We start from the raw sequence: 13378 nt of genomic DNA on the forward strand, positions 1-13378 counted from the left end.
CGCAGATCAGCCCTCGCCGCAATGACGCTCGGTTTGCCCCTGGGGCCGGCCTGGGGTCAGGTCTTGATGCAGGTCTCCACGCTGCTGGATCCCGACCCGGCCACCACCGTCGCCGAGCGCATCCTGCGCGAGGCCTACCGGCGCATCGGCCGCGAGCTGGAGGTGAAGGCGATGCCCGGCGAGCGCTCGCTGCTGAGCGCCAACAGCGGCGATACCGATGGCGAGCTCTACCGCCGCGCCGGCATCGACAAGGCCTACCCCAATCTGCTGATGGTGCCGGTGGCCCTGCAGCAGTACGAGATCGTGGTGTTCAGCAAGGCGCGCCAGTTCAATGTGCGCGGCTGGGAGAGCCTGCGGCCCTACAAGCTGGGTTTCGTGAAGGGCATCAAGGTCATCGAAGAGAACACCGTGGGCATGCAGATCGAGACGGTGGCCACCCTGCAGCAGGCGTTTACCAAGCTGGAGCTGGGGCGCACCGAGCTCGTGCTGGCCAACCGCATATCCGGTCTGGCCAGCCTGCGCCAGCATCAGTTCAACGGCGTGCGCGTGCTGCAGCCCGCCTTGGCGGCCTTTCCGGTGTTCCACTACCTGAACAGGAAGCACGAGCACCTGTTGCCGCGACTCACGGCGGCGATGCGTGAGCTGGAACAAGAGCGCTTCATCCAGAAGGTGCAGGATGACGTGCTGTCCGGTTACTGAGAGCAGCGCTGCATAGAATCAGGCCCTCTTGTTGTCGCGGCCCGGCTGGCCAGGAAGCCCTTCTCATGCATGCTGCTGATACGAATGCGTCCCCGGTGGTGATCGTCGGGGCCGGGCTGGCCGGTCTGACGGTGGCCCTGCATCTGGCCGACCGGGTGCCCGTGGTGGTGCTGGCCAAACGCGAGCTGACCGAGGCCGCCACCGCCTGGGCGCAGGGCGGCATCGTCGGCGTGCTGGGGCGCGACGACAGCATCGAGAGCCATGTGCGCGACACCCGGGACGCCGGCGCCGGCCTGGTGGACGAGGGCACGGCGCGCTTCATCGCCGAGCGCAGCGCGCAGGCGGTGGAGTGGCTGGTGCAGCAGGGCGTGCCCTTCACCCCCGACGACGACGGCCCGCTGGGCCTGCACCTGACGCGCGAGGGCGGCCATGCGGTGCGCCGCATCGCCCACGCCGCCGACGCCACCGGCAAGGCCATCCACGACCAGTTGCTGGCCGCCGCCAAGGCCCATCCCAACATCAGCCTGCGCGAACGCTGGATGGCGCTGGACCTGATCACCTCGCGCCACGTGCAGCGCGAGGAGGAACCTCGCTGCTACGGCATCTATGCGCTGGACATCGACACCAAGCGCGTCGAGACGCTGGCGGCGCGCGCCGTGGTGCTGGCCACCGGCGGCGCCGGCAAGGTCTACCGCTACACCACCAACCCCGACACCTCCACCGGCGACGGCATCGCGATGGCCTGGCGCGCCGGCTGCCGGGTGGCGAACATGGAGTTCATCCAGTTCCACCCGACCTGCCTCTACCACCCGCAGGAGCGCAGCTTCCTGATCACCGAGGCGCTGCGCGGCGAGGGCGGGCATCTCAAATTGCCGGATGGCACCCGCTTCATGGCCGCGCATGACGAGCGCCTGGAACTGGCGCCGCGCGACATCGTCGCCCGCGCCATCGACTTCGAGATGAAGAAGCATGGCCTGGACCATGTGTGGCTGGACGCCACCCACCTGGGCGAGGCCTTCCTGAAGGAGCATTTCCCCACCATCCATGCGCGCTGCCTGGCGCTGGGCATCGACATCGCGCGCGAGCCTATTCCCGTGGTGCCGGCGGTGCACTTCACCTGCGGCGGCGTGGTCACCGACCTGCTGGGCCGCAGCGATCTGCCGGGCGTCTACGCGGTGGGAGAGACCGCCTATACCGGCCTGCACGGCGCCAACCGCCTGGCCAGCAATTCGCTGCTGGAATGCGTGGTGCTGGGCCAGACCTGCGCCGAGGACATCCTCGGCCAGGCAAGACTTGACCCCGCGCCGCTGCCGGCCTGGGACGAAAGCCAGGTGGAGGACGCCGACGAGCAGGTGGTGATCGCCCACAACTGGGACGAACTGCGCCTCTTGATGTGGAACTACGTGGGCATCGTGCGCACCACCAAGCGTCTGGAGCGCGCGCTGCACCGCATTGCCCTGCTGCGCAGCGAGATCGACGACTATTACGCCAACTTCCGCGTCAACCGCGATCTGCTGGAGCTGCGCAATCTGGTGGATTGCGCCGAGCTGATCGTGCGCTCGGCGCTGCTCAGGCACGAGAGCCGCGGCCTGCATTTCAGCCGCGACTACCCGCGCACGCTGCCGGTCAGCTTCCCGACCGTGCTGATCGCCGAGCGCGGGCTGCGCAAGCTCTGAGCCGGGGCATCAGGGCGCGGCGCTGTGCCGCAGCAGGATGGCCTGGAGGCTGCCGTCCTTCTGCATCGCGGCCAGCGCGGCTTCGATGCGCGGCAGCAGCGGCAGCAGGGCCGAGCGCTTGCCCAGCAGCAGGTAGATCGGGGCACTGCCGAAACCCAGCGCATGCTCGCGGAACTGCACGTCCGGCTGCAGGCGCTGCGTCGCATCCAGGAACACCAGCCGGTCCTCGATCACCATGTCGATGCGCGCCAGCATCAGCATGCGCACCAGGCCCTCGGTGCTGCTGGCGGGGCTGTAGTCGCCGCAGCCCAGGTGGGTCTTGACCCAGCTGTTGCCGCGCACCGCGGCGATCCGGTAGGCGCACAGCCGGGTGGGGGTGAGCGAAACCCCCGCGGGCGGAGGCTCCGCATCCTGGCGCATGAAGGCGCTGACCTGCGAGGCCAGCAGCGGCTCGCCCACCCGGCGCGCGTATTCCAGCCGTTCCGGCGTGCTGCTGGCGAAGAAGGCGTCGGCCTTGCCGGCGGCCACCTCGGCCTGGGCGCGCGCCCAGGGCTGGATCTGATGCTGGGTCTTGAGGCCCAGGCGGCGCGCGAACAGCTCCTCGGCAATCTCCACTTCGATGCCGGCCGCCCGGCCGGCCTCCGGCCAGCTGTAGGGGCGGTAGTCGGCGTAGACGATGCGCGCCTGCTGTGCCTGCGCCGCGGCGCAGATGAGCGCCGCCACCAGCCATGACGCGGTGCGCAGCGCTGGCACGCCGCGCGGGCTAGCGCTTCTTGGCGCGTAGCGCGGTGCGGGCCTGCACGAAGTTGAAGGCATAGCTCACCGCTTCGGCGATGGCGGCATCGGTCTCGAGGCGCTCGGGCTCGGTGAGGTAGAAGGAGAAATCCACCGCGTGGCGGATGTAGCGCGGCGGCAGGCGGTTCAGCGCCACGCAGGCCACGTCGCAGAGCAGATCGTCGTCGGCCTCGATGGCCGGGAAGCGGGGTGCCTCTTGCATCACGGCGGCGAAGACCTCGCGTTCGTGGTGGTTGTAGAGCGAGGTGAAGTCGACCGTCTGCATGGTGTTGTCCCCAGGGTTGTGGGCAGGAACGATAGAACGTTTATAGCCGCCCTAGCGGACAAAAAGAAAGCCCCCGACGGGCTTATTCGCTGGGGGCTTGTCCTAGGGCGAGCGAACGCTAGGCGGCGCCGATGCCCGGCACCAGGCCGGCCGCCTGCGCGCGGCGCGCGGCGGTGAAGTCCAGCATGCGGGTGATGCAGGTCAGCGCCTTCACGCGCGTGGCCTCGTCCACCAGGATCTCGCCCGCGCCATGCGCCAGGCAATCCACCAGGCCTTGCAGGCCGTTCATGGCCATCCAGGGGCAATGCGCGCAGCTCTTGCAGGTGGCGCTGTTGCCGGCGGTGGGGGCCTCGATGAGGGTCTTGCCCGGTGCCAGCTGGCGCATGCGGTGCAGGATGCCGTTGTCAGTGGCGACGATGTACTCCTGCGCCTTGCCTTCCACCACCGCCTTGATCAGCGCCGAGGTCGAGCCCACCACGTCGGCCTGGGCCACCACGCTTTGCGGCGACTCAGGGTGCACCAGGATCAGCGCGCCGGGGTGCTTCTCGCGTAGCAGCTCCAGCTCCAGGCCCTTGAACTCGTCGTGCACGATGCAGGCGCCGTTCCACATCAGCATGTCGGCGCCGGTCTGCTCCTGGATGTAGCGGCCGAGGTGCCGGTCCGGTGCCCACAGAATCTTTTCGCCACGCGCCTTCAGCTCGCTGACGATGTCCAGCGCGCAGGAGCTGGTGACCATCCAGTCGGCGCGCGCCTTCACCGCCGCGCTGGTGTTGGCATAGACCACCACGGTGCGGTCGGGGTGGGCGTCGCAGAAGGCCGCAAAGTCGTCGGCCGGGCAGCCCAGGTCGAGCGAGCAGGTGGCGTCCAGGTCGGGCATCAGCACGCGCTTTTCGGGGCTGAGGATCTTGGCGCTCTCGCCCATGAAGCGCACGCCCGCCACCACCAGGGTGCTGGCCTGATGGTCGCGGCCGAAGCGCGCCATTTCCAGCGAATCAGACACGCAGCCGCCGGTGGCCAGGGCCAGGTCCTGCAAGTCGCCGTCCACATAGAAATGCGCCACCAGCACGGCGTTGTGGGCGCGCAGCAGTTCGGCGGCGCGCTGCTTCAGGGCCTCGCGCTGCGGCTTGTTGAGCGGGGCGGGCACCTTGGCCCAGGCATGGGCCGTGCAGCTCTGGCCTTCGGCATCCTGGCGGGTGTAGTCGTAGAGAACCTGATCCATCTTCTTTGCGCTTGCGCTTGCACTCTGAGCCCTGCGGGGCCGGGTCGCCATGGTAGCCCAGCAGGGCAAACCCTGGCAGAGGCTGTGAAGTAATGGATTGCGCCCGCGCCGGGGGATCCCAGGGTGCGGGAGTAGGCGCAGGCCGCCGCCCGGGCTCGCGCCCGGGCCAGGGCTGCAACGCCCGCCTGCGCCCTGGGACCCCCCGGCCCGCAGGGTGAGGCCCCCAAAGGCGCCCACTCGTTGTTGCCAACGCTTGTCGGGCGTACAGCACGACTGCGCGTCGGCGCCTAGATTGGACCCCTTTGGGGGCCTCACGCGGGCACAAGCCATTGCTTCACAGCCTCTGAGGCTAGACTGTCGCCCATGCGAAGTGAGGGGGAGCCCATACCGTCGAAGCCAGGCATGCGCCCAAGCCGCTCATGGCCCTTGCGCCTGTGCGCCTGCCTGCTGTTGCTCTGCCTGGGCGCGGCAGCCCAGGCGGCCGAGCAGATCCGCTTCGCGCTGGGTCAGGCCTGGGCGCCGCCGTTCTCGCTGGTGCAGGACGGCGAGCTGCGCGGCGGCCTGCTCTACGAGCTGATGGAGCAGATTGCGCGCGAGGCCAAGGCCGAGGCGGTCTACATCCCCTTGCCGCCGCGCCGCGTCGACGCAGCGCTGGCCGAGGGCAAGATCGACATGCATTGCTTCGTCAGCCCGCGCTGGTTCGCCAAGGTGCCGCCGGCGGCGCGCTGGAGCCTGCCGCTGCTGGCGCTGGACGATGTGCTGCTGGCCGGCCCGACCTTTGCCGGCCCGCTCAAGAACGGCCAGGTCGACCTGGAGGCCGCGCGACAGCTCAGCCTGGGCGTGGTGGTGGACTATCACTACCCCAGCCTGGCGCCCTGGCTGGCCAAGGGCCATCTGCAGGCCGACGAGGCGCCCACGCAGGAAAGCGTGCTGGAAAAGCTGCTGCGCGGCCGTACCGCGCTGGCGGTGGCGAATCGCTACACGGCGGTGGCCTTCAACAAAAGCCTGCCGGCCGACAAGCAGCTGCGCGTGCTGCAGACGGTGGACTCGGTGAGCACACATTGCCTGCTGGCCGAGCGCACCCAGCTGAGTGCCGAGCGCCTGTTGGGCGCGGTCAACCGGGTGGCCAAGAGCGCGGCCTGGCGCGACACCCAGGCGCGCTATCGCTGAGCGCCGCGGCTCAGCCGCCGCCGAGCCGCCTCAAGGCGGCTGAAGCCCCCGCGGGGGGCAGTGAAACGAAGTGAGCGTGGGGGCTCACGATTGATTCAGGCCTCGGCAAAGAAGCGGCTCGGCGGCATGCCGACGGTGCGCTTGACCATGGCGGTGAAGGCGCTGGCGCTGCCATAGCCCAGTTCGGCCGCGATCAGGCTCATCGGGCGCTTGCGCGCCGCCAGCGCGAGGGCATGGGCCAGCAGCGCCTGCGAGCGCCATTGCGCATAGCTGCTGCCCAGCTGCTCGCGGAACAGGCGCGAGATGGTGCGCTCGCTGGCCCCCACCTCGGCGGCCCAGTCGGCCAGTGCGGCATGGCGCACCGGGTTGGCCAGCACGGCCTCGCAGAGCTTGCGCAGGCGCGCGTCCTGCGGCAGGTCCACGCCCAGGCGCAGGCTGCTGGCGCGGCCGAGTTCGTCCAGCACCAGGCTGGCAATGCAGCGCTCGCGTGCCTGGTCCTGCGGCGTGGTGGCGGGGCCCTCGGGATCCTCCGGGTGTATAGCCAGCTGCAACACCAGCTCGCGCAGCAGCGGCGACACCTCCAGCACCCGACAGTCGGCCCAGACACCCTGGGCCCCGCCGGCCTCGCCCGCGCTGCCATGCAGATAGAGCGTGCGCAGGTCGCAGCGTTCCACCGCCGTCACCGCATGCACCACGCGCGGCGGTATCCACACCGCGCGCGAGGGGGGTACCAGAAAGGTGGCGTGCGCGGTGTTGACGCGCACCACGCCATTGATCGAGAACACCAGCTGGCCCCAATCGTGGTGATGGGCCTGGATGTCCATGTGGTGCGCCATCAGCCGGGCCTTGGCGCGCACCGGCCGCTCCATGCTTGGCGCATAGCGCAGCGGGTCCAGGGGCGGCACGCTGGTGCGCGCGCGCGGCGGGGCGGGGCGGGGCGGGGTTTGGCGGGGCTTGACTGGGCTCATGGCCGGATTTCAACAGAAATTGGCGAACTATCGCAACCCGGCCGCGTTCATCCTGCCAATATCGTGGCCATGACGACGCATACCGCAACCCTCTCCCTGCCGGCCGCGGCCGAGGCCGCGCGCAAGGACTTCAGCACCATAGTCCTGATCGGCCTGGCGCATGGCACTTCGCATTTCTTCCACATGCTGCTGCCGCCGCTGTTCCCGGCCTTCATCCGCGACTTCGGCCTGAGCTATTCCGAGCTGGGCCTCCTGGTCACCACCTTTTTCGTGATCTCCGGCATCGGCCAGGCCCTGGCCGGCTTTCTGGTGGACCGCACCGGCGCGCGCCCGGTGCTGTTCGCCGCGCTCGGCTGCTTCGTGCTGGCCTCGGTGGCGGCGGGCCTGGCCGGCGGTTTCATGGGCCTGATGCTGGCCGCGGCGCTGGCCGGCCTGGGCAACTCGCCCTTCCATCCGGTGGACTTCACCATCCTCAACAAGCGCGTCTCGCCGCCGCGCCTGGGCCATGCCTTCTCGGTGCATGGCATCTCGGGCAATCTGGGCTGGGCCATCGCGCCGGTGTTCTCCATCGGCATTGCCGAGTTGAGCGGCAACTGGCGTGTCGCCTACCTGGGCACGGCCCTGGTGGCGCTGGTGGTGATGGGCCTGCTGGCGCTCAAGCGCGACGCCATTGACGATGCCCAGGGCGAGTGGGCGCATGAGAAGGCCGGCGCCGCGGCGCTCAAGGAGGAGCACCCGATGGCCTTTCTGCGCCTGCCCTCGGTGTGGCTGTGCTTCTCCTTCTTCTTCTTCACCACCGCGGCGCTGAGCGCGATCCAGAGCTTTGCCAGCCCGGCCCTGGCCAGCCTCTACGGCCTGCCGATCAAGGCCACCGCCTTCGTGGTGACGGGCTATATGCTCAGCGGCGCGCTGGGCATGTTCATCGGCGGCTTCTGGGTGGCGCGCTCGGCCAGCCTGGAGCGCAATATCTCGATCGCGATGGCGGGCGCGGCCCTGGCCCTGGTGCTGGCCGCCACCGGCCTGCTGCCGCCCCTGCTGGCCGCCGGCGTCGCCGCGCTGGCGGGCTTCGGCACCGGCCTGGCCGGCCCCTCGCGCGACATGCTGATCAAGCGCGCGGCGCCGCCCGGCGCCACCGGCCGTGTCTATGGCACGGTGTACTCGGGCCTGGACGTGGGCTTCGCGGTGGCCGCACCGATCTTCGGCGCGCTGATGGACCGCGGCCTGGCGGGCGGCATCTTCTACGGCGCGGCGATCGCTTTGTTGATGGGCATCATGGCGGCCAGCATGGTGGGGCTTGTCCGCAGGAAAAGCGCCTGAAGCCGGCGCTACAGTCGCCGGCATGACGACGACTACCCCCAACACCCCCTCGTCCCGACTGGCCGGCCATGCGCTGGTCGAGGCCCTCATCGCCCAGGGCGTGGACAGCGCCTTCGGCGTGCCCGGTGAAAGCTATCTGGCCGTGCTGGACGGCTTTCACGAGCATCGTGAACAGATTCGCTTCATCGCCTGCCGGCAGGAGGGCGGGGCGGCCTTCATGGCCGAGGCCCAGGGCAAGCTGACGGGCCGGCCCGGCATCTGCTTCGTGACGCGCGGCCCCGGCGCGACCAATGCCAGCATCGGCCTGCACACCGCCTTCCAGGACTCCACGCCCATGGTGCTGTTCATCGGCCAGGTGGCCAGCGACCAGCGCGACCGCGAGGCCTTCCAGGAAGTCGATTACCGCCAGATGTTCGGCCCCGGCACGCTGGGCATGGCCAAGTGGGTGGGCGAGGTGCACGACCCCGATCGCCTGCCCGAGTATGTGGCGCGCGCCTTCCATACCGCCATGCAGGGCCGGCCCGGCCCGGTGGTGCTGGTGCTGCCCGAGGACATGCTGACGCGCAGCACCAGCGCCCCGGTGCTGGCCCGCGCCGAGGCCGCCCAGGCCTGGCCCGCGCCGGCCGCCCTGGCCGATCTGCGCGAGAAGCTGCTGGCCGCCAAGCGCCCCTTCGTGCTGGCCGGCGGCGGCGGCTGGACGCCCGAGAGTTGCGCCGCGCTGCAGCGCTTTGCCGAGGCTTGGGCGTTGCCGGTGGGCTGCGCCTTCCGCTTCCAGGACCTGTTCGACAACCGCCATCCGCAGTACGCCGGCGACGTCGGCATCGGCATCAATCCCAAGCTGGCGGCGCGCGTGCGCGAGGCCGACCTGGTGATCGCCATCGGCCCGCGCCTGGGCGAGATGACCACCGGCGGCTACACCTTGCTGCAGGCGCCGCGCCCGGCCCAGACCCTGGTGCACATCCACGCCGGCGCGGAGGAGCTGGGCCGCGTCTATGCGGCCGATCTGCTCATCAATGCCAGCATGTCCTGTGCCGCCCAGGCGCTCGAAACCCTGGCCGCGCCGCCCTCGCTGCCTTGGGGCGACTGGACCGCCCAGGCCCATGCCGACTACCAGTCCAATCTCGTGCCGCAGGCGGTGAGCCCGCTGGACATGGCCGAGGTGGTGAAGCTGCTGTCCAGCCGCTGCCCCGAGGGCACGGTGTTCACCAATGGCGCCGGCAACTACAGCGGCTGGCTGCACCGCTTCCATCCATACCCGGCGCTGCAGCAGCATGGCCGCACCCAGCTCGCGCCCACCAGCGGCGCGATGGGTTATGGCCTGCCGGCCGCGGTGGCGGCCAGCCTGCTGGACCCGCAGCGCTGGGTGGTCAATATCGCCGGCGACGGCGACTTCCTGATGAATGGGCAGGAGCTCGCCACCGCCACCGGCTATGGCGCGCGCAAGCTCATCAGCGTGGTGGTGGACAACGGTACCTACGGCACCATCCGCATGCACCAGGAGCGCGAGTACCCCGGGCGGGTCTCGGGCAGCGATCTCTTCAACCCCGACTTCGCCGCCCTGGCGCTGGCCTATGGCTGGGCCGCCGCACGCGTCGATCGCACCGAGGAATTCGCGGCGGCGCTGGATGCGGCACTGCAGGCCGGCAAGCCGACGCTGATCCATCTGCGCCTGGCCACCGATGTCTCGACCAGCCGGGCCACGCTGAGCAGCATCCGCGAGGCGGCACGCCAGCGTCTGGGACAATCGGGGCATGGAAAAGATTGATTTCGAATTGCGCGGTGAGTTCATCCCGCTGGACAGCCTGCTCAAGGCCACCGGCCTGGCCGAGAGCGGCGGGCGCGCCCGCATGATGGTGGCCGAGGGCATGGTGCAGGTGGATGGCCGGCCCGAGGCACGCAAGACCGCCAAGATCCGCGCCGGCCAGGTGGTGAGCCTGCATGGCGCCCAGGTGCGCGTGCTGGCCGATCCGACCCAAGCTTGACCTATCTGGAGGCCTGCCCATGGCGCAGCCATTCTCGACCTGCGACTTCTGCGATGCCCACAAGAACGATGCCAGCGGCGACTTCCGCGTCATCCCCGGCGGCCTGTACCGCAGCTATGGTGCGCTGGACAGCTTTGCGGGCCCCATCAGCACGGTGCGTTGCCTGGATGACAACAGCCTGGTGAAGGCCGCAGTGGAAAGCCCCGGCCAGGGCCGCGTGCTGGTGGTGGACGGCGGCGCCTCGATGCGGCGCGCCCTGCTGGGCGGCAATCTGGCGGCGGCGGCGGCGCGCAACGGCTGGGCCGGCCTGCTGATCCATGGCTGCGTGCGCGACCTGGCCGAGCTGCGCCAGGCCCAGACTGGCATCCTGGCGCTGGGCCATGTGCCCATGCCCACCGATCGCCAGGGCCAGGGCTCGGCGGACCTACCGCTGCAACTGCACGGCTGCTGGATACGGCCGGGCGAATGGCTGTATGCCGATGCCGACGGGGTGGTGATCAGCGCGCGGGCGCTGCGTTGACCCACCCTCAGCGATAGCGCGACAGGATGCGCTCCACCGAGCCATCGGCGAGCAAGTCGTCGATGGCCTGGTTGACCTGGCCGAATGGCAGCCTGGCCTTGCGTGAAAAGGCGCAGCGCGCGTCGATGCGCCCGAGCGTCAGCACGGTCCTGAGCCCGGCCTCGGGGTGCTGGCGCAGGAAGTAGGCCAGCGAGGTGCGCTCGGCCAGGGCGTAGGGCAGGCGCTGCGCCGCCAGCTTGCGCAGATTGGCCAGCATGGTGGGGGCGTCGTCGCGCACAAAGCCCGCGCCCAGCAGGGCTTCGACCTCAGGGTAGCGGTAGCCCACCACCGTGCCGATCGCCTGGCCCTCCAGCTCCTGCAACTGCGCCAGCTCGGGCGCCTGCTGCGTGCCGGCCAGCAGCGCGGCGTCCGGAATGACGACGCTGCTCCAGTCGTGCTGGCCATCGAGCCAGCCCGGAATCACATAGCAGAGGCCATCGGCCTCACCATCGCGCAGGGCCGCGCGCACGCGCCGGCTGGGCAGGGGCAGAAAGCGTGCGCGCCGCTGCAGGCGCGCGGCGATGGCCTCGCCCAGATCCTTCAGAATGCCGGCGCGCAGCCGGTTGCCTTCGAATTCCGCCAGCGGCAGGGTGTTGCTGGTGGGCGCGATGAACACCAGCTCGGGCCGCTCGGGCGCCTGCGCCCGGCACGTCGCGCCGCCGATGGCCGCGAACAGCAAGCCTGCCAGCACCCATTGCTCCGGGCGCCAGGGCCGCAAACGAGTAGTTCCGAGGGCTGGCATCGCCCTGCCAGCATAGCGGCAAGGTGCTGCGCCGGCGCGAAGCCGGCCGCACTGGGCGCATGCCGGCCTCGATCGGTCGCGCGCCAGCGCTGCAGCCGTCGCCCGCACAGGGGACGTCGGTCCCACGCCTTAGGGGCCCGTGCGGCTTGCAAAGAGGCATAGGATGCGCCGGCACCTACCAAACTCAGGGAGTTCAGCATGCAGCACATTTGCGGCGCATTGCGCGTGGTCTCGATGGCGGCTCGTTCGAACTTGCGTGTGGCCCTGCCACTGGCCATCCTGCTGGGCGCATCGGCCGTGAGTGCCAATCCCGAGCTGAGCTTCAGCAGTTATGCGCAGGTCTACGGCTATATCTACACCAGCTATTCCAGCCCCTTGCTGGGCGACGTCAGCTTCCAGCTCAACCTGCCCGCGGACTACCGCGGGCTGCAGGCCGGGCAGACCTCCACCGGCGTGGCCAGCATCAACTACAGCGTGCCGGCCGGCAATGGCGGCACCGGCGATCCGATCTACGACATCGTCACCAGCAACGGTCAGTACGGCTTTGCCTACCAGGGCAAGGCCGAGGCCGATGGCCTGAAGCTGCGCACCGCGATACAGGTCAGCACCGTGGACGCGGGCGCGAACCTGGCCAACTCGCCCAACAGCAACCTGAGCGCCTACGCCTATGCCTCGTGGAGCCAGCAGATGTATATCGCGCCCACGGCGGACCGGCCCTTGGGCAGCTATGGCGCCATCCTGGTTGGCCTCACGGTGGATGGCAGCTTCCCGGGTCTCAGCGATCCGAACTGGTCGAGTTCGGCCAGCCTGACGGCGCGTGCGCACTCGTCCTTCACCGACACCGCCGGCGTCAGCTACCAGAGCGATTTCTACGTCAACGCGGCGGCCGGCGATCCCGACTGGAGCGGCTCCAGGACGGTGTTCAAGAAGCTGCTGTTCCAGTACGGCACGCCGTTCTCGATCGACCTCTACCAGTACAACACCGCCTGGTCTAATGGCACGGCGGACTTCTTCAACACCGGCAAGATCAGCTCGATCGAGTTGCCCTACGGCGCCTCCCTGGACTCCGGCGCGCAGCAGGACGGCCTGGGCGGGGTGAGCATCTTTGGCACCGTGTTCAATTCCGCCACCGTCGATGCGCAGAACACCAACTGGGACTTCGGCAACAACGGCGGCGGCTTCACACCGCAGGTGCCCGAGCCGTCCAGCTATGCGATGTTGCTGGCCGGTCTGGTGGCGGTGGGCTTTCTGGCGCGGCGCCGGCGTTAAGCCCTGTCAGGCGGCCCGGGGCTGGAACAGGCTCAGCAGCCGGTCCAGCCCGCCTTCGTTGATCGCCACCATGGCCTGCGCCCGCACCTTGGGCTTGGCGTGGTAGGCCACCGAGAGACCGGCCGCGCCCATCATGGGCAGGTCGTTGGCGCCATCGCCCACCGCGATGCACTCGCCCGGCAGGGCGCCGATGTCGGCCGCGCATTGCAGCAGCATGCGGCGCTTTTCCTCGCCGTCGCAGATCTCGCCCCAGGCCTGCATCAACAGGCCGCCGCTGAGGGCGCCGTCGACGATCTCCAGTTCATTGCTGCGCACCCAGTCCATGCCCAGCTCGGCGGCGACGTAACGGGTGAAGAAGGTGAAACCGCCCGACACCAGCACCAGCTTGAGCCCGGCGGCCTTGAGCGCGGCGCAGAGTTCGCGTGCGCCCGGGTTGAAGCGCAGGCGCTCCTTCAGCACGGCCTCCAGCGCCGCGACGGGCACGCCCTTGAGCAGGGCGAGGCGGCGGCGCAGGCTGTCCTTGAAATCGCTGATCTCGCCGCGCATCGCGGCCTCGGTGATGGCCGCCACCTCGGCCTTGCGGCCGGCGGCATCGGCGATCTCGTCGATGCACTCGATATTGATCAGGGTCGAGTCCATGTCGAAGGCAGCGAGCTTGTAGTCGCTCAAACGCAGCGGGGGCGTGAAGCCCTGGGTCACGAGGGTCAGGTCTTGCAT

The 13378-nt window shown here is 69.7% G+C and carries 14 protein-coding genes; 8 read left to right on the forward strand and 6 right to left on the reverse strand.

The genetic code is table 11. From position 1 onward, the window contains the following. Nucleotides 1-21: 21 nt before the first annotated feature. Nucleotides 22-699, forward strand: coding sequence for a substrate-binding periplasmic protein (locus PFX98_RS16100; protein WP_285231496.1), 678 nt, complete (start codon nucleotides 22-24; stop codon nucleotides 697-699). Between the two features lie 65 nt (nucleotides 700-764). After that, nucleotides 765-2375 (forward strand): L-aspartate oxidase, encoded by a 1611-nt coding sequence (gene nadB, locus PFX98_RS16105; RefSeq protein ID WP_285231497.1) that lies wholly within the window; start codon nucleotides 765-767, stop codon nucleotides 2373-2375. A gap of 9 nt (nucleotides 2376-2384) precedes the next feature. On the opposite strand, the gene PFX98_RS16110 is transcribed toward nadB, so the two are convergent. The 3 genes from PFX98_RS16110 to nadA form a co-directional block, all read right to left on the reverse strand. Then, on the reverse strand, nucleotides 2385-3128 hold the full coding sequence (locus PFX98_RS16110) for a substrate-binding periplasmic protein (RefSeq protein ID WP_285231498.1): 744 nt from the start codon (nucleotides 3126-3128) through the stop codon (nucleotides 2385-2387). A gap of 10 nt (nucleotides 3129-3138) precedes the next feature. Then, nucleotides 3139-3435: a late competence development ComFB family protein gene (locus PFX98_RS16115; protein ID WP_285231499.1), complete on the reverse strand. Its 297-nt coding sequence runs from the start codon at nucleotides 3433-3435 to the stop codon at nucleotides 3139-3141. 118 nt (nucleotides 3436-3553) lie between these two features. Next, entirely contained in the window at nucleotides 3554-4654 is a 1101-nt protein-coding gene (gene nadA, locus PFX98_RS16120; protein WP_285231500.1) for a quinolinate synthase NadA, read from the reverse strand. A gap of 402 nt (nucleotides 4655-5056) precedes the next feature. On the opposite strand from nadA, the gene PFX98_RS16125 reads away from it, so the two are divergent. After that, nucleotides 5057-5824, forward strand: coding sequence for a substrate-binding periplasmic protein (locus PFX98_RS16125; RefSeq protein ID WP_285231501.1), 768 nt, complete (start codon nucleotides 5057-5059; stop codon nucleotides 5822-5824). A 95-nt stretch (nucleotides 5825-5919) separates the two neighbouring features. Here the strand turns inward: PFX98_RS16125 and PFX98_RS16130 are convergent, their stop codons facing one another. Beyond that, complete coding sequence (locus PFX98_RS16130) at nucleotides 5920-6792, reverse strand: AraC family transcriptional regulator (protein ID WP_285231502.1); 873 nt, start codon at nucleotides 6790-6792, stop codon at nucleotides 5920-5922. Between the two features lie 69 nt (nucleotides 6793-6861). Here PFX98_RS16130 and PFX98_RS16135 point away from each other — a divergent pair, with 69 nt between their 5' ends. The 4 genes from PFX98_RS16135 to rraA are packed head-to-tail and all read left to right on the forward strand — an operon-like array spanning nucleotide 6862 to nucleotide 10611. Beyond that, complete coding sequence (locus tag PFX98_RS16135) at nucleotides 6862-8109, forward strand: MFS transporter (RefSeq protein ID WP_285231503.1); 1248 nt, start codon at nucleotides 6862-6864, stop codon at nucleotides 8107-8109. A gap of 22 nt (nucleotides 8110-8131) precedes the next feature. Continuing rightward, nucleotides 8132-9874 (forward strand): thiamine pyrophosphate-binding protein, encoded by a 1743-nt coding sequence (locus PFX98_RS16140; protein ID WP_285231504.1) that lies wholly within the window; start codon nucleotides 8132-8134, stop codon nucleotides 9872-9874. After that, nucleotides 9861-10091, forward strand: a complete 231-nt coding sequence (locus PFX98_RS16145; protein ID WP_285231505.1) for an RNA-binding S4 domain-containing protein — start codon at nucleotides 9861-9863, stop codon at nucleotides 10089-10091. Before PFX98_RS16140 ends, PFX98_RS16145 begins: the two co-directional genes overlap by 14 nt. A 19-nt stretch (nucleotides 10092-10110) precedes the next feature. After that, the gene (gene rraA / locus PFX98_RS16150; protein ID WP_285231506.1) at nucleotides 10111-10611 is read left to right on the forward strand and encodes a ribonuclease E activity regulator RraA; all 501 of its coding nucleotides are present in this window, start codon (nucleotides 10111-10113) and stop codon (nucleotides 10609-10611) included. Nucleotides 10612-10618: 7 nt separating this feature from the next. Here rraA and PFX98_RS16155 read toward each other — a convergent pair whose 3' ends face one another. Then, nucleotides 10619-11341 carry a substrate-binding periplasmic protein gene (locus PFX98_RS16155; RefSeq protein ID WP_285231507.1) on the reverse strand — a complete coding sequence of 241 codons (723 nt, stop codon included), beginning with the start codon at nucleotides 11339-11341 and terminating at the stop codon, nucleotides 10619-10621. A gap of 249 nt (nucleotides 11342-11590) precedes the next feature. On the opposite strand from PFX98_RS16155, the gene PFX98_RS16160 reads away from it, so the two are divergent. Further along, nucleotides 11591-12661 carry a PEP-CTERM sorting domain-containing protein gene (locus tag PFX98_RS16160; protein WP_285231508.1) on the forward strand — a complete coding sequence of 357 codons (1071 nt, stop codon included), beginning with the start codon at nucleotides 11591-11593 and terminating at the stop codon, nucleotides 12659-12661. A 6-nt stretch (nucleotides 12662-12667) separates the two neighbouring features. Here the strand turns inward: PFX98_RS16160 and serB are convergent, their stop codons facing one another. Continuing rightward, nucleotides 12668-13378, reverse strand: a complete 711-nt coding sequence (gene serB, locus PFX98_RS16165) for a phosphoserine phosphatase SerB (protein WP_285231509.1) — start codon at nucleotides 13376-13378, stop codon at nucleotides 12668-12670.

It is taken from the genome of Paucibacter sediminis (genome assembly GCF_030254645.1).
Lineage (GTDB): Bacteria > Pseudomonadota > Gammaproteobacteria > Burkholderiales > Burkholderiaceae_C > Paucibacter_B > Paucibacter_B sediminis.